Raw genomic sequence first — 23,509 nt, 5'->3', positions numbered from 1 at the left:
CGGTCTCTATAAATGAATAATAGAGACCATCTTGATAACACATACTACTAGGTAGCGCAGGATGAATTACTGATTTTCGCTCGCCAAATCTTGAGCTTCAGTAACGGAAAGAGCAGTCATATTGACGATACCACGTGCAGTTGCTGATGGTGTGAGAATATGTACCGGTTTGCTAGTACCTAATAAAATAGGACCAATAGAGGCGCTACCAGTTGCTGTCTTGAGTAAATTAAAGGCAATATTTGAGGCGTCAAGTGTTGGTAAGATGAGCAGATTTGCAGCACCTTTTAACGGACTTGATGGCATGTTGTTTAAACGAATGTGTTCGTTCAGCGCGGCGTCACCTTGCATCTCGCCGTCAAATTCAAAGTCTACATTCATATCTGTCAGCAGTTCATATACCTTGCGCATCTTGACAGCACTGGTGCGATTTGAAGCGCCAAAGTTAGAATGAGAAACTAGTGCGACACGTGGTGTAATACCAAAGCGACGTAATTGATCAACTGCCAAGACAGTCATTTCAGCCAATTGTTCAGCCGTTGGATCTTCGTGGATATAAGTATCAGCGATGAAAATATTACGATCTTGCATGAGTACTGCATTCATAGCATAGAAGTCGTTCACACCTTCTTTTTTGCCAATAACGCTTTGTACATATTTTAAGTGCAACTGATAATGGCTAAACGTACCACATACCATGCCATCTGCAGCGCCATTTTCGACCAATAGTGAGCCGATCAATGTGGTCTTACGACGAACATCACGGCGAGCAAGTTCAATACTTACACCAAGACGTTTGTTCTTCTCGTAGTAACCCTGCCAGTAGTCTTTATAACGAGGATCGTCATCGATATTGACGATAGAGATGTTCACACCATCTTTTAGACGTAACCCTAGTTTTTCGATATTGGCTTCGATGACTGAAGGACGACCAATTAAAATAGGTTGGGCTAGCTTTTCATCAACGACCACTTGCACAGCAAGTAAGATATTATTGTCTTCACCTTCACAGTAAACGATACGTTTTGGATCGGCTTTAGCGCGAGCAAAGATTGGTTTCATCACGAATGCAGAGTTATAGACAAACTCAGACAGACGCTGACGATAAGCTTGCATATCAGCGATAGGTAAGGTTGCAACGCCTGAGTCCATCGCAGCTTGAGCGACCGCAGACGCGATCTCGATGATTAGGTTTGGCTCTAAAGGTCCTGGAATCAGGTAATCACGACCGAAACTTTGCATTTTTTCAATGTTTCTAGCGCTGGTGGTTGGCGTTGCTTCAACGTGTGCCATCGCAGCGATAGCTCTTACACAAGCGACTTTCATCTCTTCGTTAACAGTCGTGGCACCAACATCTAATGCGCCGCGGAAGATGTAAGGGAAGCATAAAGCGTTGTTTACTTGGTTTGGATAGTCTGAGCGACCCGTTGCCATGATGACATCTGGACGTACGGCGTGCGCCAATTCTGGCATGATCTCAGGTGTTGGGTTGGCAAGGGCAAAGACGATAGGGTCTTTTGCCATACGGCGAACCATATCTTCAGATAACGTACCAGGCATCGATAGACCAAGGAACATATCGACATCATCCATCACTTCGTCGATAGTGGTCGCAGTCGTCTCACGCGCATAGCGCTGTTTGGTTTCGTCAAGATTTTCACGGATAGTCGTAATGATACCGCGTGAATCTGAAACGAAGATATTGTTTTTGTTTACACCAAGTGCGCAAATAATATCTAAACAAGAAATGGCGGCGGCACCAGCACCTGAACAGACGATTTTGATCTCTTCGATTTTTTTGCCAGTAATCAATAGCGCGTTGAGCATTGCTGCTGCAACAATGATTGACGTACCATGTTGGTCATCATGAAAGACTGGAATGTTCATACGCTTACGTAATTCACGCTCAATTTTGAAACATTCTGGTGCTTTGATGTCTTCTAGATTGATACCACCGAAAGTAGGCTCAAGAGAGGCAACGGCTTCGATGAATTTGTCTGGATCATTTTGTGCAATTTCAATATCAAAAACGTCGATACCTGCGAATTTTTTGAATAGAACCCCTTTACCTTCCATCACAGGCTTCGATGCCAATGGCCCGATATTACCTAGACCCAGTACCGCAGTACCGTTGGTGATAACACCAACCAAGTTGCTACGGGCGGTATATTTAGCCGCTAACGTCGGATCTCTTTGAATCTCAAGACAAGGAACTGCCACACCTGGTGAATAGGCAAGTGCTAAGTCACGTTGGTTTGCCAACTGCTTAATAGGGGTGACAGAGATTTTGCCTGGACGTGGGAACTCATGATAATGTAAGGCAGCTTGTTCAAACTGCTCTTTTTCTGTACTAAGGTTATCCGTATTCAAAGTGGTATCGTCATTCATAATAATTGCCATGGTTAGAATAAATTGGAATAAAGTAAATGGAGATAAAAATAACGTTTTACCCTCAAAAAATCATGGAATAATAATCCTCTAAGGGCAACGTGACGCTAAACAGTTAATAATTCAAAGTGTCAGGATTAGCGATTAAGCATTGAGCCAAAAAAGTAATCTAGTGGAATAGTTATTCTAGCACTATTGCCAATTCACTGCCTAGTCAGCTGCCGTGAACGGCGAGAATAATATAGTAAAATGATATTCATTATTTAGCCAATTAATAATGCCAAAAAATAGGGTTAAATATCAACCTTAATCTCATAATGTTTCAAAATATTACAGAATAGCAGTTTAATAACATATCATTAAGACGAGCAACTAATCGGCATTTGCGGCGCATGTGGGGTAGGCGGCATCGTGTCGAGAAGGGTAGCGATTGCTTGTACCTGATAAGGGTTAGCCAGTAAATCGAATACTCGACTCACTTCTTCGAACTGTCCTTGTTCTGCTGCCGTAATGGCACGCTGCGCCATACTATTACGCAGTACATAAACAGGATTATTGTGCTGCATATCATCGATAACTTGCTCAAGTGGCAGCTGCTGTATTTGAGCCATATAACGAGTCGACCAATCTTGCCAGACTTGCTGGGCATCATCGCTAAGCTCATTCGTCATGATTGACAATAGGTGCTCTTCATAATGGTGCTCATTCGGCGCGACCAAACCGAGTAGCGCACGGAAGCTATTGGTATAGTCCAGCAAGTTGTCTTCTAACAAGGTTAGCCATTCGAAAGCCAAGGTTAGACTCTCTTTTGCATGCGGCAGCCCAAGCCTACGGCACAATCCTTGCTGATAATGCTGCATAAAGGTAGCCTCATAAGGCGCTAGACAGTCCGCTAACGCCTCACGCGTTACGCCCTCTAAGCGCATAAAATGTGGCAGCCAAGCATTGAGATTCCAGTGACCAATAGCAGGTTGATTCTGATAAGCGTAGCGACCAGTATGATCAGAGTGGTTGTTGATCCAAGCAGGATTAAAACGCTCCATAAAACCAAATGGACCAAAGTCTAAGGTGCTACCAGTGATAGAGAGGTTGTCAGTATTCATCACGCCATGCGCAAAGCCAATCAGTTGCCAGTCAGCAATCATTCGTGCGGTTCGCTCAACCACCGTGGTTAAAAATGTCAGTATGGGAGCGTCACTATCACGGCACTCTGGATAATAAGTATCAATCATATAATCGGTAAATTCAGCAAGTAAGTCAGGGGCAAAACTGGCGATCCACTCGATATGACCTAAGCGAATATGACTATCAGCCACGCGCATCAATGCCGCACCTGCTTCCATGCGCTCACGGCGCACCCTCGTATCGGAGACAACAAATCCCAAAGCATTAGAGGAAGGAACACCTAATTGTGTAAGGGCATGACCACATAAATACTCGCGAATAGTGCTGCGCAAGACAGCACGCCCATCACCCATCCGCGAGTAAGGCGTCAGACCAATGCCCTTAAGGTGCAAGTCTTGCAATTGATTATTGTTATCGAGCACTTGTGCCATCAGTAAGCCGCGCCCATCACCCAATTGACCTGCCCATTGTCCAAACTGGTGACCCGCATAAACCATGGCCAATGGCTTAAAATCCGCTGGCACGTATTGACCACTGAGTATCTCTACCCAATGTGTCATCAGATCTTCATCATCTGTCCAGCCTAACTGCTGCGCAAAGTGCATGTTGAAGTGTCCAGCACGTGGATTGTCCAGCGGCGTCGGCGGTTGCTCATGATAAAGGCGTGTGTCTAGATTGATATAGGTATTTTGATAGCGCATACAAGCCGTTCCTGCTTTTGAAGTGTAAGTAAAGTGTAGGGGTGATAAAAACACTATAGCATAGCCTTGATATTACATCGTTTCACTCTGTCCATCTCTTGTAATAGCGCACCCAAAAACCATGAGTAATATTGAATGCATTTAGCCTATCAAACAAAGATATTGCTTCCACTTGTCCTTTTGATTTCTATAAAACAATGTTCGACACGATCTATAAAGGATGAGCAAAAAAATCCCTCTATCTGTAACAGATAGAGGGAAGGAGAAGCTTTACAATTATCGTTCATCACAAAGATAATAAAATACAGTTTAATAATCAGCGATTATGCCGCTTTTTTACTGATGCCGATAGAGCGAAACGCAGTTTTCAAATTGCTATTATGCTCAAGAATTTTTTGTTCAATTTTGGCATAGTCGTGCTTTAGCTCATCTTCCATTTCATGCAAGCGATCGGCATATTCTGTTTTTTTCAGCTCAATCGTTTTGGCTTTGAGTGCTTGCCATTCTTCAACAGTCTGCATAAAGGCATCATATTCAAACTTAATACGGTCTTGGAAGCTTTTCATGGCATGAGGAAGATCAAGACCGCCCACTGCTGCCGTATCAATCTGCTGCTGTGCCGCTTTAAATTGCATTTGTACTTCTGCATGCTTGATAGTGGTGTCATCAACGGTACGTAGCTCACTGGTTAAGCCCAGCTTCGATAGGCCAGCAATCAACCATTTAGTAGGATCATACTGCCACCATTTTACCCCGTTACGATAGTCGTATTGGAAGAAGTGATGGTAGTTATGGTAACCCTCACCCCACGTAAAGATAGCTAAGAAGAAGTTATCACGGGCAGTATTGGTATCCGTATAAGGACGCGTGCCAAACATATGACATAGCGAATTAATAAAGAAGGTAAAGTGATGCGTCAGTACCAGACGTAGTAAGCCTACGATGACCAAAGTACCCCAAACATCACCCAATAACCAACCGATCGCAGCGACTGCACCGATGTTCAATGCCGCAACCCAGAGACCATAATATTTATGCTGAATCTGTAAGGTTCTATCTTTGGTTAGGTCAGGGATATTTTTATAGTCAAATTTACCGCTAGGATAATTGCGTAGCATCCAGCCCATATGACTAAAGAAAAAGCCACGCTTTGCTGAGTACGGGTCTTCTAAGCGGTCATCGACATGACGATGATGCGTACGGTGACCAGAAACCCAATCAAACGCTGAACCTTGTACGGCAAAGGTAGAACCTAGCAATAAAAAGTTTTTGACGATTGGATGCGCTTTATAAGCACGATGCGATAGCAGGCGATGATAACCAGCGGTAATACTAATGCCTGTCCATACCATAAAGGCACCAAATACGCCCCAAACTGGCGCGCTAACATCATGAGTAAACAAATACCATGGTGTAATGATCGCAGCAGCAATAGGTGTGGCTACTAGAATAGTCGCTGGAATCCAGTTGATCGGCGCTTTGGTAAACTCAAACTCGCGCATATCAATGCTGTCTTCTTTAGTAGAGACATCTTGCTCTCCCGCAGCATGGGCGTAGTTGCGTTTGGCAACAGGCTGCTCATTAAGCGAGCTTGCAGTTTTACTCTCGTCAAAACGTGTCTTAAAACGTGTGGCTTGAGTGCTGGCGGCTTTGATAAGCGTATCACCAGATTTGATAGCGAAACGTAAGCCTTTAAGCGGTAAGCCAAGTGCTTTTTTTGCAATCATATAATATCCCTAGCGGTATTAATTTAAGCCTATATGATACCTTAAAAAATCAATAAAGTGAACAGTTATACACTGTAAAAATATTGCTAAATAACAATAACTTGTATTGATTATGGAATGTATTAACGAAAATAATGGATGACTTATCAGGCATTGAGGAGAAGTGTAAGTAACACCGTAGATATGTAGATGATTTTAAATAAATCAAATAAAGGCGATGCTTATTAACCCAGCAGTAAATGACTTGGATAATCAGTGATGATGACGTCAGCTTGCCATGCGATCAGCTGTTTAATCGTGTCAATATCATTGACCGTCCACGCACTCACTGGCAAGCCATAACGGTGGCTATGTTCAATGACTGCTCGACTAATAAGCGGATAGTGGATACCTAGCTGAATACAGCCAAGTTGCAAGGCGGTATCCGGCGCAGTCATTGAGACTTCAGGTGTGCGAATGAGCAAGCCGCGAGAGATATGCTTTAGTAATGGATGACGTTGTAAGCGAACATGTAGCTCTACATCAAAGCTGGTCAGCACAATGGGTAGTTTGGCAAGTGGGCTATCGATGAGGTTGCGTGTCAATGCTTTTACCAATTTAGCATAATCAGTACGGTCATGCGTTTTAATCTCCAGTTCAATATCAGTAAAGCCCTTTAGCAACGGTGCTACCTGCCCTAATGTCATAATCTGATGACCAAACTGCGAATGGCGTTGAATCTCAGTAAGATTTAACTGATCAACACGTGCTTGCTGACCACACATGCGTTGCAGCGTGTCATCATGAAACACGATTAAATGACCATCCGCGCTCAGTTGTACATCAAACTCAACCCCTGCTAGACCCTGAGTGTTGAGACGTTGAGCGTACTCAAAGCCTGAAAAGGTATTTTCTAATGCTTCGCCGCGCGCACCGCGATGACCCAATAAAAGCGTGTTTTCGAAATTTATCATAATTTATATGGTTGGTTAGTGATACGCGCAATCATATAGTGCTAAAACAACAGCGTCTAATAAAATTTGCTCGATAGAGCAATATTACTATGTGGTTCCTTTTATCCAAAAACCTTATAGATATGAGCTGCGCGAAATCTTAGAATAGGTTTACTGTCTGTCAAACATTCAACAGACCCTAGTTGATCGCGGTAGTCTAAAAGCGTATTTATAACGAATTCATAAGTATGTATTTGTTATGTTTTTGCAACTAAGTACAGGTTTTACCTATAATGAGGGGCGTTATTTGTATATCCATGGGCTACACTAATGAACATTTTATTTAAACACCGTATAATAATCTGGTTTTCAAACCTAGGGCAGCTAGGGTTGCGGTTTGAACATCAATCACTGTCCATCAGTGGCGGTACGTATTAGTAAATTGGGAGCAAAAGAAATATGAGCGTAGCAAATAAAAACGTGAGCAAGTGGTATAAAGTGGCTGGTATTGGCATGGTATGTGGTTTAGCGCTTGCTGGCTGTGATCGCTCAGAGAAGGAAGATACCACCGAGACGGCAGAGCTCACAGAGCAAGAGTCTGCGTCTACTGAAAACACCGCAGCTACTGCGGTGAGCTGTGATGACCCAATGGTACAAGATCGTCTCAAAACGGCTCTAAAAAACACGCTTAATCAACAAGCACAAACGCTGGCTGCCAACTACGCAAATGATGCAGAGATCAGTCTCGCTAGCGGCGCTATCACTAATAAAACCAACGGCATTGTGATTGATGTACAAAATGCTGCAGTTTTACAAGCAGCCAATGACAATGGTATGACGACTTGTCAGGCAAGTGTGAGCATGACGTTGCCAAGCGAAGATTTGTATCAAGCCAGTCAAGTACAAGCAGCCAACAATCTGCCGAGCCTACAATCACGCTTAGCGCAAAATAATATTCGTATCAACAATAACATGTTGGTTGATGATGCCTTTACCTATGTCGTTGGTACTCAAGGCGGTCAAGTACGCACACGTATTGCTGGGCAGCCAGCATTGATTACTGTGGTCGCCGATGTGATGGCAGGTTCTGTATTTAAATCAGCGATGGATGAGCAGCGCGCCCAACGTAGCACTGAACGCCGTGCAGCACAAAACGATGACAGTCAGTCAGCACCCGTTCGTCAGCCTCAAGTAGTCAAGCCAGTTGAGCCGATTCGTCCTACTCAGCCTGCCACGCCGCCGACTATTAACAATCCAAGCAGTAGTAATACGGATAGCAGCGCATCAGCCACTCCTGAGGTTAAAACCCCAGCCACACCAGCTGTACCGAAATCAGTACCTAAAGATGAAAGTATCGATATGGTCATTATTGAAGATGACAGCGCTACTTACTAATTAGTAAGATTTAAGCTGTTCTCGAACCATGTTTTCGTTACTGAATAGTATCGCTTAGTCAGTAAAAGGCCCGCAGTGTTAAGGTTGCGGGCTTTTTTATATTTTATTCTAGGGCTTGATTCTAGGGTGTTATTTTAGCGTTTTAGTCCACTGAAGTAGTCCTGCGCAATTATTTTTTATCAGCGAATTTTTGTAATACCTGACTGTCCCATAAGACTTCAGAGACTTTGTTGGGATCTGTACAAAAGCGAGCAGCGACAAACAACCAATCCGATAAGCGATTGATAAAGCTCACGGCCGTACTGCGAATCGCTTGTGGTCGCTCTTGTTGTAATAGCACTGCTTGGCGCTCAGCACGGCGACAGACCGTCCGCGCAACGTGTAGTTGGCTGACCAATACTGAACCTGTGGGCAAGATAAAATCTTTTAGCGGCGGCAAGGTCGTATTCATCGCATCAATTTGCTGTTCTAACCATGTAATGTGAGTGGCATTGACGCCTTCATATTCTGGCATAGCCAGCTCACCACCGATATTAAACAATAAATGCTGAATGATGACTAACGCTTGAGAAAATTCTTTTTCTATAGATTGCCCTTTATTATGCTGTAACTGAGCACGTACCAGACCAATGTGTGAGTTAAGCTCGTCGATATCACCCATTACGCTAAATAGATTGTCTGCTTTGCTGACGCGGCTGCCATCTGCCATGCCAGTGCTACCGTCATCTCCAGTACGCGTATATATTTTGCTTAAACGATTGCCCATATCTAAATCCTTAACAGTTTTTTATGATTGAATGATGTTAGTTGCGGGCTCATTGTAGTATTTTATGGCTGTTTTCGCTAAGATAATGGGTTAGGTTTTATGTTGCCGCTATTTTTACAGTTATAGCGACCATAGTCAGTACTGTTTAATATCCAAACATTGATTATATTTTTGTTTTTATTTTATCTATTTCATTTATATTAAAAGGCTTTTTAACCATGACCACACCACTTGCCGATGCGATGTCTCAGCTTGCTATTCATGACTCACTGACTGGCGGAAAACGTCAGTTTGTACCACTCAAATCAGGGCAAGTAGGCATGTATGTGTGCGGTATGACCGTTTATGATTATTGTCATATTGGGCATGCGCGGGTGATGGTTGGTTTTGACATGGTAGTGCGCTGGTTGGCTCAGTTAGGCTATGACGTTAATTATGTGCGCAATATCACCGATATCGATGACAAGATCATCGCTCGTGCCACCGAAAACGGCGAAGAGATTGGTACGTTGACGCAGCGTTTTATTGAAGCCATGCACGAAGATGCAACCGCTCTTGGCTGCGAGATGCCAGACGCTGAGCCGCGCGCGACTGATCATATCGATGATATGCAGCAAATGATTGAGACCTTGGTCACAGGTGACTATGCGTACGCAGGCGACAATGGTGATGTCTACTATGCCGTCGATAATTTTGCAGATTATGGTAAATTGTCTAAGCGTAATCTCGATGAGATGCAAGCAGGTTCACGTGTCGATGTCGAAAATGACAAACGCAATCCGTTTGATTTTGTCTTATGGAAAGCCGCAAAACCTAATGAGCCGCAATGGGCATCACCATGGGGACAAGGGCGTCCAGGTTGGCATATCGAATGCTCAGCGATGTCGACTAAGTGCTTAGGTAATACCTTTGATATTCATGGCGGTGGTCATGACTTACAGTTTCCGCATCACGAAAACGAGATAGCGCAGTCTGAAGCCGCGACTGGCTGTGAATACGCGCGTAACTGGATGCATGTCGGTTTCATTAATGTCGATGGCGAAAAAATGTCCAAGTCGTTGGGTAACTTTTTTACCATTCGTGACGTGATGGCAAGATATCTACCTGAAACGGTGCGCTTTTTCTTATTATCAAGCCATTATCGCAGCCAAGTCAATTTTTCTGACAACGCATTGGATGAAGCACATAATAGCCTAAGCAGATTATATAATGCGTTAAAATTGGCCGAACAACAAAAAGGGCAGGCGCTCGTCGTCAGTGATACGCTGATAAATGATGCTTATAGCAGCAGTGCTGGACAAGACTTCATCAAAGCCATGAACGATGATTTTAATAGTTCAACGGCGATCAGTGTACTGTTTGGGCTTGCGCGCGACATTAATAAAGCCATTAAAGCCGAAGACGTAGACACCGCATGGCAATTAGCAGAGCAGCTCAAAGCATTGGCACAGGTACTCAATATTTTGCAGCAGCCAGTTCAACAGTTTTTGCAAGCAATAATTGGTGAACAGGCAGATAATGGTTTAACCGATGACAATATCGATGGTTTAATCATTGAGCGTGCGGATGCCAAAACCAATAAAAACTTTGCGCGTGCTGATGAGATACGTGAGCAACTAAAAGATGCTGGTATTGAGCTTGAAGACAGCCGTGCTGGCACGACATGGCGCCGTGCTTAAGGCAATCATGTTACAGAACACCCATATAGATAGTCATAAACTAAGTCAGCTTTGAGCTGGCTTTTTTTATAGACTAAACTAGGGCGTATCATCATTCTAAAAATGGTGCTAAGAACAAGACAAATTGCAGTCAAACAAGAAAGATCAAGCTAAATTGGCTATGTAATATATGTAAGAATAAGCTTTGTAGGCAAGCTTCAAGAGATGCAAACATCAAGTGAATTAATGGCTTTTAAAATATGAATATTCTCAAAAAAAGCATTGTTGGCGGTCATCGTATAGCAATTGATACCGACAGTGACCACTATCCTAACGCCCAGCGTTGGAATGTGCGCGCCAGTACTTTGTCATTACTATTGGTTTTTTTTATAGTCAGCATGAGTGCTGTGTTTGCACCCGCTAATGCCGCAAGCACTAGCGATAGCGAACAAGCTGCGGATGAGCAGTCTAGCTCATCATCAACTTCAATCAGTAAGCCCGATAATCTGGCTGAATATGCCACTCAGAAAATCAATACAATTAAAGACGAAAGCCTCAGCATCTCTGGCGTTGCAGAAGAAATATTTGATCCTACCGAGCGCAATGCAGTAGAGCAAGCGGGTAATTTGCAGGGCGATTCTGGACTGACGGGTGAATACAATGAAGGTTATTATTTGCTAGACAAGCTCAATGTAGGCTTACCGCCATTGTCTGAACTGCCAAATTTAACCACACCACTGGCGACTTTAGAGTTTTTTCAGTCAGCGGTCATGAAGCAACAATACGACTTGGCTGCTTATGCACTCAACATGAATTTAATCGATCAGAAAATTCAGCGTAACCACGCGCTTGATTTATCAAAACGGTTGGATTTTTTGTTAACGGAAAAAGAGCTTTACGTCTTTGATGATCTGCCAGATCGCCCAGATGGTTTAATCGAGCCGCCACTTGGCAATACCAGTAGTATCATGGGTATCCCTAGACGTTCGATTCAGCTAGGCTATATCGACTATCGTGAGCGCCGTGTCCCCATCTATTTGCAAAGAGTACGGGTTGGTGAAGCTGCGCCTATTTGGGTGTTTTCTGCACAGACCGTTGATAATATCGACAATCTCTATGAGCAATATCATCCAGCGGAATTTGAGCGTTATTTACCTGGATGGTTAAAACTTAAGATTTTCAGTATCGCACTATGGGAGTTTTTGGCATTAGCACTGTTTTTCTTAGTGACCATGGGAGTAGGATGGTTGCTCAGTAAAGGCACGGAAAAAATCATCAGCCGTTATATTGACGATGAAAAATACAGCAATTATGTTGGTAGTACTAATGGCGTGGCAGATTTGGTTAATAAGCTGACCGTGCCGTTGACTTTTACCATCAGTTTTTTGCTCGTCTTTACTTTAGTGTCAGGCGGCTTTCCTTATTTGGATGCGGTAGCTTCATCGACTCGTCCGCTTATCTGGATTGGGCTAGTATTTAGCACCTTATGGCTTGGCATTCGCGTTATTAACTTTTTTGCTAATCGCTATCAAAGCCTACAAATTGAAAATCTGGCTGAAGAGCACTTTGATAAAGAGCGCCGTCGCCGTACTTATGTATCGATATTTCGCCGCGTCTTTATTTTTGTCATGATTTTGGGCAGTATTTGGATTGGTCTCAGTGAATTTGCCAACATGGAAGGTCTTGGCAAAACGCTATTGACCTCGGCTGGTATCGCAGGCGTGGTCATCGGAATTGCCGCGCAGCCGATACTGGGTAACATTATTGCTGGGGTACAGGTGGCCGTGACCCAGCCGGTACGGATTGGCGACAGTGTGATAATGGATGGCAATTTTAGTACCGTTGAAGACCTGCGTTATACGTATGCGGTACTCAAAACATGGGATGAACGTCGATTAATCGTGCCGATGCGTGAACTGATCACCGAAACGGTAGAAAACTGGTCACATACAGAAGTACATCAGACCTGTCCTGTGTTTTTATATGTCGATTATGGTGCAGATATTGATGCCATTCGCCAGCAATTTATATCGGCGGTCAAAGACAATAAGCTTTGGGACAACAAAACTGAGCCTGAAATGTTTGTCGTTGAGGTGACTGCCAACATTATTCACCTGCGCGGCGCTGTTTCAGCGGTAGGTCCTATAGAAGCATGGACACTGGCCTGTGAGATACGTGAGCAGATGTTGAATTACTTATATAGCAAACAAAAAGCTTATCTGCCTGCTGAACGTTTGATATTGAAGGGTCAAGACCAGTAACCAACGATTGAGTGTATTTTCTATGCTTTTAAATAGCTGGGCTTTACAGATGTCGATATTGATAGACAAGCGCTAGCAAAATAAGCTGACAAATATAGCATGCGATTTGTCTGATTATTTGTTATAATATGGCGTTATTTTTAAGGGATAAATGAGCGATTAAGAGTAGGGGCGCGCTATATTTGTGCAAACTTATTAGCATCAATCAATGGCAATTTTCGAGTGTCTCTGTTTGTTTAATCACAAACACCGGCTGGTTCATTGCTGATTATCTAAAACTTTGTGATACGAGGTCTTTAATTTTAAGACTTTAGCTTCATAAAGTCATATCGGTGATTTTGGTTGATTGTCTTAATGCCAAAAATATCCCACCCATCAAAATAACCACCACTAGGGGTCTGTATGTTGCGAATTGTCGATGAAGCCTTAACCTTTGATGACGTTTTATTGTTGCCAGCTTATTCTGAAGTCTTGCCAAAAACTGCCGATCTGACTACCCGTTTGACCAAAAATATCACGCTGAATCTACCGCTGATTTCTGCCGCGATGGATACCGTGACCGAATCTGAAATGGCCATTACGATGGCACAGTTAGGCGGTATGGGTATCTTGCACAAGAGCATGGATATCGCCAAGCAAGCCACACAAGTACGTCGCGTCAAAAAATTTGAAGCAGGTACGGTCGTAGATCCGATCACTGTGCATCCAGAGATGACGATTGGTGATCTGCTACAGCTGACGCAAGATAATAATATCTCAGGCGTACCTGTGGTAGAAAGAGGTACTGATAATGTCGTGGGTATTGTGACTCACAGAGATTGGCGCTTTGAAACCAATCTGTCTTTGCCAGTCAGCAAAATCATGACGCCAAAAGATCAGTTGGTCACAGTACATGAAGGTGAAAGCAATGAAAACATCAAGCGTCTGCTACATGAACACCGCATTGAAAAAGTCATTGTTATCGACGATCATTTCCGCTTACGTGGTTTGATTACGGTTAATGATTTTGCAAAAGCTGAAAACAATCCAAATGCTTGTAAAGATGAGCAAGGTCGTCTACGTGTTGGTGCTGCTGTTGGTACTGGTGCAGATACCCAAGCGCGTGTTGAAGCGTTAATCGCTGCTGACGTCGATATCATCGTGGTTGATACCGCACATGGTCATTCAAAAGGCGTGATTGATAAGGTGTCTTGGATTAAAAAGCACTATCCACACGTACAAGTCATCGGTGGCAATATCGCAACAGGTGATGCTGCACTTGCACTACGTGATGCAGGCGCTGATGCGGTAAAAGTCGGTATTGGCCCTGGTTCTATCTGTACGACGCGTATCATCGCTGGTATCGGTGTGCCGCAAATCTCAGCCATCGATAACGTCGCTAGCGCATTAAAAGACAGTATTCCACTGATTGCTGATGGCGGTATTCGCTATTCAGGTGATATGGCAAAAGCCATCGCCGCTGGTGCTTCGTGCATCATGGTAGGCTCATTGATGGCTGGTACTGAAGAAGCCCCAGGCGAAGTAGAACTGTTCCAAGGTCGTTACTACAAAGCTTACCGCGGTATGGGTAGCCTTGGTGCGATGTCAGGCTCAAATGGCTCATCAGATCGTTACTTCCAAGATGCTAAAGATGGCGTAGAGAAATTAGTACCAGAAGGTATCGAAGGCCGAGTTCCTTATAAAGGTCCAGTTGCTGGTATTGTTAATCAGTTGGTTGGCGGTTTGCGCTCATCAATGGGTTATACTGGCTCTGCGACCATCGAAGATATGCGTACCAATCCGCAATTCATTAAGGTGACATCGGCGGGTATGAAAGAGTCGCATGTCCATGATGTTCAAATCACTAAAGAAGCACCGAACTATCGTGTGAATTAAAAGGTCTTTTATAATCCTGCATTACGTCAACGATAGCTATTTTGCAGGGCTGCAGTGACCTTAAGATACAAACAGCCAACAATGCCTTGTTATTGTTGGCTGTTTTTTTTGTAAAATACACAAGCGGATTATAATAATAACTACTTAGACTGTTTATACGTTATTGTTTGCGTATTCGTCTGGTTTTCACTCTTAGATTTGGGAGCATACATAATGAGCTACTTTGGCACCGATGGTATTCGCGGAAAATTCGGTGAGTCGCCGATCACACCAGACTTTATTTTAAAGTTGGGCTATGTGACGGGATGTGTGCTGATAGAGAATAATGACAATCCTGCTCGCAAGCCAAGCGTGGTCATTGGTAAGGATACGCGGCTGTCAGGCTATGTTATCGAAGGGGCATTGCAAGCGGGGTTTAATGCCGCTGGTGTTGATGTGCATATGCTTGGACCATTACCCACACCAGCGATTGCGCATTTGACCCGTAGTTTTAATGCAGATGCTGGGGTGGTTATTTCAGCGTCGCACAACCCTTACTATGATAACGGTATCAAGCTGTTTTCAGGTGATGGCAAAAAGCTGACTGATGAGATGCAAAACTCTATTAATGACAAGCTAAAAGCGATTATGAGTGCCTCTGAGGCGGACAATAACGTGATCATGCCTATTCTTGATCCAGCACAATTGGGGAAAAACAATCGAATTAATGATGCCAAAGGTCGCTATATCGAATTCTGTAAAGGCAGTTTTCCCTATCAGTACGACTTGAGTCATCTGACTGTCGTTGTAGATTGTGCCAATGGTGCAGGCTATAGCGTGGCACCGAGAGTCATGCGTGAGTTGGGTGCCAATGTGATTGCTATTAACAATACGCCTGATGGCATCAATATCAATGCCGACTGCGGCTCTACTCACCCTGAAGGCTTACAGAAAGCAGTGATTGAGCACGAGGCAGATGTCGGTATCGCACTAGACGGTGATGGTGATCGTATTGTGATGGTTGATGAGGCTGGTAATCTGGTCGACGGCGATGGCATTTTATACGTACTTGCTACCCAAGGTCAGACTAAGGCGAAAGGTGTGGTTGGTACGCTGATGAGTAACATGGGCTTAGAGCTGGCGCTCAAAGCGGCAGATATTAAATTTACGCGTGCAAAAGTAGGCGATCGTTATGTGATGCATGAGCTTGAAGCGAATGGCTGGATACTGGGCGGCGAACCATCGGGTCATATTCTATGTTTAGATAAGAGTCGTACGGGTGATGCCATTATCGCCGGCTTGCAAGTGCTTGCGGTGATGGAAGCACGTGGTAAAGCGCTAAGTGATTTGACCGAAGGCTTTGAAAAATTGCCACAAAAACTGGTCAATGTGCGCTTAAGTAAAATGCAAGATCCGTTTGAGCATGAAGAGCTGGTTGCTGCTTTTGCAAAAGCACAGGCTACTTTAGAGGGTCGCGGTCGTCTGCTCATTCGCCAATCAGGTACAGAACCTATGATACGTGTGATGGTTGAGTCAGATGATGAAATAGAATGTGATGTATTGGCAAATGATTTGGCTGACCATATCAAAGCAGTATTGGGTTAACGTCATAATATAGTTATATTAAAATAAGGAATATTTTATGAGCATGGATTTTACCGATCAGCGTTTGTCATACGAAAAAGGTGAGCTTGATCAACAGTCCGTCCCAGACTCTCCATCTGAGCTACTAAAAGAATGGATGAATGAGGCAATAGCACAAAAGGTGCAAGAGCCTTATGCGATGAGTCTGGCGACGTGCGGTGCTGATAATAAACCTAGCGTGCGCATCGTACTTATGCGTGAGATTACCGAAAATGGTGTGGTGTTTTATACCAACTATGAAAGCGCTAAAGGTCAAGATATTGCCGAAAACCCGAATGCCGAAGCGCTATTCTTTTGGCAAGAGCTGGAGCGTCAAGTACGTATTAGTGGCAGTATTGCTAAAATCGATGCTAATAAGTCAGCTGCTTACTTTCAAAAGCGTCCTCACGACAGTCAAGTGGGTGCGTGGGTCAGTCAACCTCAAAGTGGCGAAGTTGCTGATCGTGAGGTGATGCAAACCAAGTTTGATGAGCTACAAAATCAGTATCCAGAAAGTAGCCAAGTGCCAACACCAGCGTTTTGGGGTGGTTATGAGATTAGCATTCATGAGATTGAGTTTTGGCAAGGTCGTGCCAATCGTATGCATGACCGTATTGTCTATACTAAAGACAATGGTGAAAGCTGGACTACCAAGCGCCTTTTGCCGTAACCTAAGCGCGCTATTCATATTTTCATAGAAGTAGAAAAGCCAATCTAGGCGTCATAGTGATTATGACATCTGGACTGGCTTTTTATTTTGCGGTTTGTCTGGAGCAATTTTAGAAAATAGCAGTGCCTATTTGTGAATGTCCAACATGCTCTAGTTCGGTTTAGTATCGACATCGACCGACACCGACATACCGGGGCGCAATTGCGCAAGATCAGGTTGTCCTTGCTCTAAATCTATTCGTACCGGAATACGCTGAGCTATTTTAATATAATTGCCAGTTGCAGGGTTTGCCGCGCCTGCGCTAAATTCACTGCCAGTCGCTGGTGAGATATTGCTGACATGACCTCGAAACTTAATGCCGCCTAGCGCATCCACATGAATAGTTGCAGGCTCACCGACAGTCATATTTGCCACTTGGGTTTCTTTAAAATTGGCGATAATCCACACGCCTTTTGGCACCACATACATGAGCTGTGTGCCCGCGCTGACATATTGTCCCGCTTTGACGCTGACTTGACTCAGTTGTCCTGATTCAGGGGCAGTAATAATCGTATTGTCTAAATTAATCTGTGCTTGCTTAGCAACTGCTTCTGCATTTTTAATATTGGCATCGAGTGATGAGCGGCTACCACTGGTTTTTTTGCTGGCCTCAAGGGCGACTTGTAAATTGGCTTCTGCTTGCTGCACGCCAGCTTGTGCTTGAGCGAGCTGAGCTTGGGCATGAGCAACTTCAGCTTTGGATACTGCGCCAATCGCATCAAGCCCTTGATAGCGCTTTACATCTTCGCGTGCACTATCAACGCTGACTTTGGCACTATATAAGTCCGCTTTACGTGCTTCGATTTGCGCCTGACTGGTGCCCGTATCTTGCGCATTGCTTGAGCGGTCGGTCATAGCGACTTCGATATTGGCTTGTGCTTGTTCGAGCTGCTGCAAAAAGGCACGGTCGTCTATCTTGACCAATAAATCACCTGCTTGTACATTTTCAAAATCTTGCACTGCTACTTCTGTGACATAGCCAGAAACTTGCGGGCTGATAATCGTTGTTTGACCTTTTACAAAGGCATTATTAGTCTGCTGAACCGTAGGCGTAAAGGGCGGTAGCTTCCACGCATAAAGAATCAAAAGGATGCCAATAATGATTAGTGCAATCAATAAGCCTAGGTTAAAGTAAGATTTCTTTTTAGGCGACCAACCCGTAGCGTCAGGAATAGGCTCTTTTGGCGGCATTGGCGTTTCATCAGCATCAGCAACGGACGTTATTATCGAGTCCTCTTTTTTCGCTACGGACGCAGTATCATCATTTTTCGATTGGTTTAGAGGCACCTCTATTGCTGCTGCATTGGATGATGTCTGATTGTTTTCAGCAGTATTTTGGGTGGCATCTTGAGCGGTGTCTTGATTATGGCTATCAAGATCATTTAATTTGTCTTCGCTCATGATGCGCTCCTAATGAGATTAGTAAACATAGTGGATAACTTTTTAAAATATAGTAATTAGCATAAGAAGAAAAGGTAACAGTAAAAAATCGATATGATTATCACCTGTTATTTTTTGCCCATCATTTCTGCCAATGCGGCAAGTTCTTTACTAAGTGGATTGCGTTTATGATAAAGGTAATAAAAGTAAACCATCAATAAATATAGCGCGGTGATGGTGGCGCTCACGGCCATCAAAAAGAATAAATCGTCATAAGCGGCGACCGTTGCTTGACGTTGCACACCCTGTAGCATTTGGGTCATCATAGCAGGATCAGTGGTATTCATTGAACTGACCATATCGGCATAATGCATCTGAGTACGAATGGTGGTAAATGCTTGAATACCTGCCGCGCCTGCTAAACCGCCGATCGTTTGTGAGATACCAAAAATAACCGAAAAGCTAATAATATAGGCAGGTCCGTTAGCAATGGCGCGAAACATACCTTCAAATACCATTGGTCCCATAAAGTAAACGGCAGCAAAAGCGATTATAAACTGACTGAAATAGAACATATAAGGGGCAGAGTTCAGCGACACACCCGTATCTATCCATGCACCAATCGCAATCAATGCAACCGCAAAAATCACTGGTCGGCGCAGATCCGTCGCTTTGGTGGTAAAAATGCTAATCACTAATGCCAGTATGCTAGCCACCAAGATGATGGCATAAAAAACAATCAGCTGGTCATTACCATAACCAAGGTTTGCTAATAATCCTGCGGCGCCCACACTTTGCTCAGACAGCAAAATACGCATGACGGCACCAGTAATCATAAAGGCAATAATGGTGCGACTACGCATCCAGCGCACTTGTAACATAGGGTTTTTGCGGTGCGTCTCAATCCATAAAGCAATCGAGATAGTCACGACGGCAATAATCAGTGGATAGCTAAGCCAAGGCATTGTCCACCATTGAATTCTACCTTGTACTAAAAATACGGATAGGGCGGCAAGACCACTGGCAAAAAAGGCAAAGCTGACAATATCAAGCTTCTCAAAGACCTTTTCGGTATTGCCTGGCGGTAGCTCAAGAATATTAATCAGCCCAAAGCAAATCAGCGATAATCCCACTTGAAATAAAAATAAACCTTCAAGCTGACCATCAACGGCTAAATAAGGCGAGATAATCCGTGACAGTGGAATGCCAAACTGCACCAAGCCGAACCCTAATATCAGTCCGCTGATACGCCGAGCAGTTGGCATGCCTTGTAGACAATAAAAAATAGACAATACCGTCATCGCACTAGCCACCACACCACTAAAACCACGGGCAACCAGCTCTAAATAATAAGGCTCGATGCTGATGCCAGTCGTTGTACTGAGCAGATTGCTACTGACCAACCACTGCATACTGGTGGCTGCCAATAAAAAGAACAAAGTGATTTTGCTAAATAACGACATGCCAAATTGCTGGCGAATTTTGTACAGCAGCACCGTGACACAAGCATTGGTCATATTGTAAGCGACTGATATCCAGCCACCTTCTACTGGTGTTAAGCCCATTTCACCTTGGATTTGAGTGAGATTCGCGACCAATAGACCATTCTGAAAGCTGGCAGTTAAGCCAATAAAAATACCAATCAGTAAATAAAATATTTTACGGCGCACAGGGTGATCAGGGGTGGCAGGCGAGCCAAGCATGAATGGTCGTTCATGGGGCTTAAACTGGTATTCAGTACTCATGGATGGATAATCTGTGTAGAGGGATAAAATGGTATATAGCAGTTGTTAAACAAGCATCACGCTCATCGGATAGTCATAAGTCTCAAGACGTTCAAAGTCATTTAATAAAAAGCCATTTAACAGAAAGTCATTTAGTAGACTGATAAAACCAAAAAAGTATTCTAAACCCTGTTTTGAATATTTTATCATAATTTTTGTTGAGCATTTATCACGCATAACTAACACATTGAAAATCAAGTTAAAAGATAGATGCAGCTGTCTGTCAATGATAGACGATAAGAAACACAGTGCTATAGTCAGAGCACTTTTAAACCGCTACGGTGTTACCCACCCTAGATGTACTCAGTATACTATCTGCGGTCGGTCGCCTTGTAGCGATTATAAAATTCCTTGACTATATGTCACATAGCTACGACTCAGGTCATTTTTGCCCATAAAAAACAGCTCTATAAAGAGCTGTTTTTTTATACATTAAATAGTCGATAAACAGTTAGACCATGGTACTAAATAGAGTGATCATAATTCGCCTCTAAACGCATGCTGCGCTGATAGCTATCAAGACTGGCGAGTTGTAAAGCATACTGCTTGATATGCGGATAATCATCTAACGCTTCACGCTTAGCCAGCATGATTAAGTCAAAAGACAGCATAAAGTCAGCGCCGCTTAGCTTATGACCAACGATAAATGACTTATCTGCAACTTCCTCGTTTAGATAGCTCAACAGTCTGTGTTTTTCTTGACTGATATAACCATCTAAAAAATCGTTATCGACGATACCGGCTTTTTTGGTAAATAGCTCCAGTAATAACGGCAACATGAGCGAGCTTTCAGCAAAGTTAATCCATTGCAGATAATGTCCATAGTCTACGCTATCAGTCGTAGGACGTAAGCGCTCTGGCGCAAATCGCTCAATCAATAACTCAGTGATTGCACCTGATTCAGCATAAAGTTGACCATCCATCTCAATAACCGGAGATTTACCGAGTGGATGTACCGCCTTTAAACTGTCTGGTGCCAAATGAGTATTAGGATCGCGTTGATGACTAATGATCTCATAAGGCACGCCCAGCTCTTCTAAAAGCCATAAAATACGTAATGAGCGAGACTGATTGAGATGATGTAAGCGAATCATGATAGTGGCCTTTTTGCATGGTCTATTATATTAACGTTAAAAAGATATTAACCTTTCAGCTTAGTGATTAAGCGCTTGGCAGCTTCCTCTGATGAAGCTGGGTTTTGTCCAGTAATCAGCAAGCCATCTTCGACCACAAATGATTCCCAATCAGCGGCTTTTTCATAGTTACCACCATTGGCTTTTAGTGCATCTTCTACTAAGAATGGCACGACATCTGTTAGACCAACGGCATCTTCTTCTGAATTGGTAAAGCCAGTCACTGTTTTGCCTTTGACTAAATACTCACCGTCAATTTTGACATTTTTAAGAGCGGCTGGAGAATGACAAACAAAGGCGACAGGTTTGTCTTGTTTGACAAACGTCTCAATCAAATTGATCGAATTTTTATCAACTGCCAAGTCCCATAGTGGACCATGACCGCCTGGATAAAAGACTGAATCAAAATCTTCAGCTTTCATATCAGCGAGTTTTTCAGTATTAGCAAGATGCTTTTGAGCATCGCTGTCTTCTTTAAAACGCTTGGTATCTTTCGTTTGGGTGTCTTCAGTGTCACTGCTCGGATCAAGCGGTGGCTGCCCGCCAGCAGGAGAAGCAAGTGTCACATTGACGCCGGCATCGATAAAAGCATAATAAGGCGCGGCAAATTCTTCTAGCCAAAAGCCCGTTTTTTTACCAGTATCGCCCAACTTATCATGTGAGGTTAGTACCATTAAAATATTCATAATCGTCCTTATTTATTATTGATGTTGTTCTTAAATCATGGGTTGTTAGCAGTCATGCTTAATTAATCATCTGTAATCAATATGAGTATTTGCAATGACTGCTAGCGGTATTCATAGAACAGTATTCATGGTTGAGAGGTCATATTCAGTGGTTGTCTTAGCAAGTTATGTTGTTAAGTCGTTATTTGCGATTCAACCAACTGGTAACCATTGGTTCGGTTATTCAACCTCAGAAACTTTAACCACTGTTTTACCAAAGTTATCGCCATTTAGCATGCGCACAAAGGCGTTTGGTGCATCGTCTAAGCCTTCAGCGATATATTCTTTGGTTTTAACATCGCCTGACTCGACCCATTTACTCATGGTTTTTAAGAATTCTGGGAAGTGATCGCCATATTCTTCAAAAATAATAAAACCTTTGATGGTGAGACGACGGCTTAGAATGTTGCCCATCAATACGCCTAGACGATCTTTACCATCAGGCAGCTCGGTGGCGTTGTATTGCGAGACCAGACCACAGACTGGGATACGTGCATGCGCATTTAATAATGGCATAACGGCATCAAATACTTTGCCACCGACGTTTTCGTAATAGATATCGATGCCATCTGGGCACGCCGCTTTTAATTGCTCGGCAAAGTCATCAGCTTTATGGTCAATACAGACATCAAAGCCTAGCTCATTGACAGCAAAGTCACATTTTTCTTTGCCACCAGCCACACCAACGGTACGTAAGCCATATTGGTTGCCAACTTGACCTACCGTTGCACCAACGGGACCCGTTGCAGCAGCGACGACCAAAGTTTCCCCTTTTTCCGGCTTACCGATGTCGGTCAAACCCATGTAACCGGTAAAGCCGGGCATACCTAATACACCTAAACCATAAGAAGGATTTGACATGTTTTTGTCAAGCTTTAAGACGCCTTCGCCATTACTAACGCTATAGTCTTGCCAGCCTGAGTTTGAGACCACTAAGTCACCCACAGCAAATTTGTCGATATTGGATTCAACGACTTGGGCAACCGTTCCACCCATCATGACATCACCCACTTCTAGCGGATCAGCATAGCTTTTCGCATCGCTCATACGTCCACGCATGTATGGATCTAAGGATAAGTAAACGGTACGCAGCAGCATTTCATTGTTATTTGGCGATGGGATATCGCTGGTTACCATATCAAAGTTTTCAGCTTTTGGCTCACCTGTTGGACGGCTTGCCAATTTGATTTGACGGTTTGTTTTTTGATTTTGTTGTTTATCAAAGCTCATTATCAGATTCCTTTTCTATTTATTGATTTTAAGATTCTATTGATTTTAATATTTAATGGTGAATGGAGTAGTTACTCAGTGCTGAGCAACTACTATAAATAGCATAACAATATGTGTT

The 23,509-nt window shown here is 43.5% G+C and carries 16 protein-coding genes; 6 read left to right on the top strand and 10 right to left on the bottom strand.

The features are described 5' to 3' along the window. Positions 1-66: 66 nt before the first annotated feature. The 4 genes from JMW64_RS07925 to JMW64_RS07910 form a co-directional block, all read right to left on the bottom strand. Positions 67-2,388, bottom strand: coding sequence for an NADP-dependent malic enzyme (locus JMW64_RS07925; protein WP_060491229.1), 2,322 nt, complete (start codon positions 2,386-2,388; stop codon positions 67-69). Between the two features lie 359 nt (positions 2,389-2,747). After that, positions 2,748-4,214, bottom strand: a complete 1,467-nt coding sequence (locus JMW64_RS07920) for a protein adenylyltransferase SelO (protein ID WP_201554005.1) — start codon at positions 4,212-4,214, stop codon at positions 2,748-2,750. Between the two features lie 323 nt (positions 4,215-4,537). Then, positions 4,538-5,716, bottom strand: a complete 1,179-nt coding sequence (locus tag JMW64_RS07915) for an acyl-CoA desaturase (protein WP_201555084.1) — start codon at positions 5,714-5,716, stop codon at positions 4,538-4,540. A 449-nt stretch (positions 5,717-6,165) separates the two neighbouring features. After that, positions 6,166-6,894, bottom strand: a complete 729-nt coding sequence (locus JMW64_RS07910) for a glycerophosphodiester phosphodiesterase (RefSeq protein ID WP_201554003.1) — start codon at positions 6,892-6,894, stop codon at positions 6,166-6,168. Between the two features lie 438 nt (positions 6,895-7,332). On the opposite strand from JMW64_RS07910, the gene JMW64_RS07905 reads away from it, so the two are divergent. Beyond that, positions 7,333-8,268: a hypothetical protein gene (locus tag JMW64_RS07905; protein WP_201502151.1), complete on the top strand. Its 936-nt coding sequence runs from the start codon at positions 7,333-7,335 to the stop codon at positions 8,266-8,268. A 169-nt stretch (positions 8,269-8,437) separates the two neighbouring features. On the opposite strand, the gene JMW64_RS07900 is transcribed toward JMW64_RS07905, so the two are convergent. Beyond that, positions 8,438-9,034 carry a cob(I)yrinic acid a,c-diamide adenosyltransferase gene (locus tag JMW64_RS07900; protein ID WP_045446323.1) on the bottom strand — a complete coding sequence of 199 codons (597 nt, stop codon included), beginning with the start codon at positions 9,032-9,034 and terminating at the stop codon, positions 8,438-8,440. A 218-nt stretch (positions 9,035-9,252) separates the two neighbouring features. Here JMW64_RS07900 and cysS point away from each other — a divergent pair, with 218 nt between their 5' ends. From cysS to pdxH, 5 genes are all read left to right on the top strand, one after another. Continuing rightward, positions 9,253-10,713: a cysteine--tRNA ligase gene (gene cysS, locus JMW64_RS07895; RefSeq protein WP_201554001.1), complete on the top strand. Its 1,461-nt coding sequence runs from the start codon at positions 9,253-9,255 to the stop codon at positions 10,711-10,713. Positions 10,714-10,952: 239 nt separating this feature from the next. Then, positions 10,953-12,953, top strand: a complete 2,001-nt coding sequence (locus JMW64_RS07890) for a mechanosensitive ion channel family protein (protein WP_227694129.1) — start codon at positions 10,953-10,955, stop codon at positions 12,951-12,953. A 402-nt stretch (positions 12,954-13,355) separates the two neighbouring features. Beyond that, the gene (guaB, locus tag JMW64_RS07885) at positions 13,356-14,828 is read left to right on the top strand and encodes an IMP dehydrogenase (protein ID WP_045454296.1); all 1,473 of its coding nucleotides are present in this window, start codon (positions 13,356-13,358) and stop codon (positions 14,826-14,828) included. A gap of 213 nt (positions 14,829-15,041) precedes the next feature. Then, positions 15,042-16,412 (top strand): phosphoglucosamine mutase, encoded by a 1,371-nt coding sequence (glmM, locus tag JMW64_RS07880; RefSeq protein WP_201553999.1) that lies wholly within the window; start codon positions 15,042-15,044, stop codon positions 16,410-16,412. Positions 16,413-16,455: 43 nt separating this feature from the next. Continuing rightward, on the top strand, positions 16,456-17,100 hold the full coding sequence (gene pdxH, locus JMW64_RS07875) for a pyridoxamine 5'-phosphate oxidase (protein ID WP_201555080.1): 645 nt from the start codon (positions 16,456-16,458) through the stop codon (positions 17,098-17,100). A gap of 150 nt (positions 17,101-17,250) precedes the next feature. Here the strand turns inward: pdxH and JMW64_RS07870 are convergent, their stop codons facing one another. The 5 genes from JMW64_RS07870 to JMW64_RS07850 form a co-directional block, all read right to left on the bottom strand. After that, entirely contained in the window at positions 17,251-18,540 is a 1,290-nt protein-coding gene (locus JMW64_RS07870; protein WP_201553997.1) for an HlyD family secretion protein, read from the bottom strand. 107 nt (positions 18,541-18,647) lie between these two features. Further along, entirely contained in the window at positions 18,648-20,264 is a 1,617-nt protein-coding gene (locus JMW64_RS07865; RefSeq protein WP_201553995.1) for an efflux MFS transporter permease, read from the bottom strand. 503 nt (positions 20,265-20,767) lie between these two features. After that, a complete protein-coding gene (locus tag JMW64_RS07860; protein WP_201553993.1) occupies positions 20,768-21,397 on the bottom strand; it encodes a glutathione S-transferase family protein in 630 nt (209 codons plus the stop codon). A gap of 47 nt (positions 21,398-21,444) precedes the next feature. Then, complete coding sequence (locus tag JMW64_RS07855) at positions 21,445-22,122, bottom strand: type 1 glutamine amidotransferase domain-containing protein (RefSeq protein WP_201553991.1); 678 nt, start codon at positions 22,120-22,122, stop codon at positions 21,445-21,447. A 219-nt stretch (positions 22,123-22,341) separates the two neighbouring features. Further along, on the bottom strand, positions 22,342-23,391 hold the full coding sequence (locus tag JMW64_RS07850; protein WP_201553989.1) for an NADP-dependent oxidoreductase: 1,050 nt from the start codon (positions 23,389-23,391) through the stop codon (positions 22,342-22,344). Positions 23,392-23,509 lie beyond the last annotated feature (118 nt).

The organism is Psychrobacter immobilis (assembly GCF_904846065.1).
Classification (GTDB): domain Bacteria; phylum Pseudomonadota; class Gammaproteobacteria; order Pseudomonadales; family Moraxellaceae; genus Psychrobacter; species Psychrobacter immobilis_H.
The sequence above is the reverse complement of the archived record's forward strand: the minus strand, read 5'-3'. Positions and strand labels throughout refer to the sequence as shown.

What these genes read in the sequence shown, in the direction of transcription:
- JMW64_RS07865 (WP_201553995.1), bottom strand. Translation starts at nt 20,264, where the DNA reads ATGAGTACTGAATACCAGTTTAAGCCCCATGAACGACCATTCATGCTT.
- JMW64_RS07850 (WP_201553989.1), bottom strand. Translation starts at nt 23,391, where the DNA reads ATGAGCTTTGATAAACAACAAAATCAAAAAACAAACCGTCAAATCAAA.
- pdxH (WP_201555080.1), top strand. Translation starts at nt 16,456, where the DNA reads ATGGATTTTACCGATCAGCGTTTGTCATACGAAAAAGGTGAGCTTGAT.
- JMW64_RS07890 (WP_227694129.1), top strand. Translation starts at nt 10,953, where the DNA reads ATGAATATTCTCAAAAAAAGCATTGTTGGCGGTCATCGTATAGCAATT.
- JMW64_RS07905 (WP_201502151.1), top strand. Translation starts at nt 7,333, where the DNA reads ATGAGCGTAGCAAATAAAAACGTGAGCAAGTGGTATAAAGTGGCTGGT.
- guaB (WP_045454296.1), top strand. Translation starts at nt 13,356, where the DNA reads ATGTTGCGAATTGTCGATGAAGCCTTAACCTTTGATGACGTTTTATTG.
- JMW64_RS07910 (WP_201554003.1), bottom strand. Translation starts at nt 6,894, where the DNA reads ATGATAAATTTCGAAAACACGCTTTTATTGGGTCATCGCGGTGCGCGC.
- glmM (WP_201553999.1), top strand. Translation starts at nt 15,042, where the DNA reads ATGAGCTACTTTGGCACCGATGGTATTCGCGGAAAATTCGGTGAGTCG.
- JMW64_RS07900 (WP_045446323.1), bottom strand. Translation starts at nt 9,034, where the DNA reads ATGGGCAATCGTTTAAGCAAAATATATACGCGTACTGGAGATGACGGT.
- JMW64_RS07915 (WP_201555084.1), bottom strand. Translation starts at nt 5,716, where the DNA reads ATGCGCGAGTTTGAGTTTACCAAAGCGCCGATCAACTGGATTCCAGCG.
- cysS (WP_201554001.1), top strand. Translation starts at nt 9,253, where the DNA reads ATGACCACACCACTTGCCGATGCGATGTCTCAGCTTGCTATTCATGAC.
- JMW64_RS07870 (WP_201553997.1), bottom strand. Translation starts at nt 18,540, where the DNA reads ATGAGCGAAGACAAATTAAATGATCTTGATAGCCATAATCAAGACACC.
- JMW64_RS07855 (WP_201553991.1), bottom strand. Translation starts at nt 22,122, where the DNA reads ATGAATATTTTAATGGTACTAACCTCACATGATAAGTTGGGCGATACT.
- JMW64_RS07925 (WP_060491229.1), bottom strand. Translation starts at nt 2,388, where the DNA reads ATGAATGACGATACCACTTTGAATACGGATAACCTTAGTACAGAAAAA.
- JMW64_RS07920 (WP_201554005.1), bottom strand. Translation starts at nt 4,214, where the DNA reads ATGCGCTATCAAAATACCTATATCAATCTAGACACACGCCTTTATCAT.
- JMW64_RS07860 (WP_201553993.1), bottom strand. Translation starts at nt 21,397, where the DNA reads ATGATTCGCTTACATCATCTCAATCAGTCTCGCTCATTACGTATTTTA.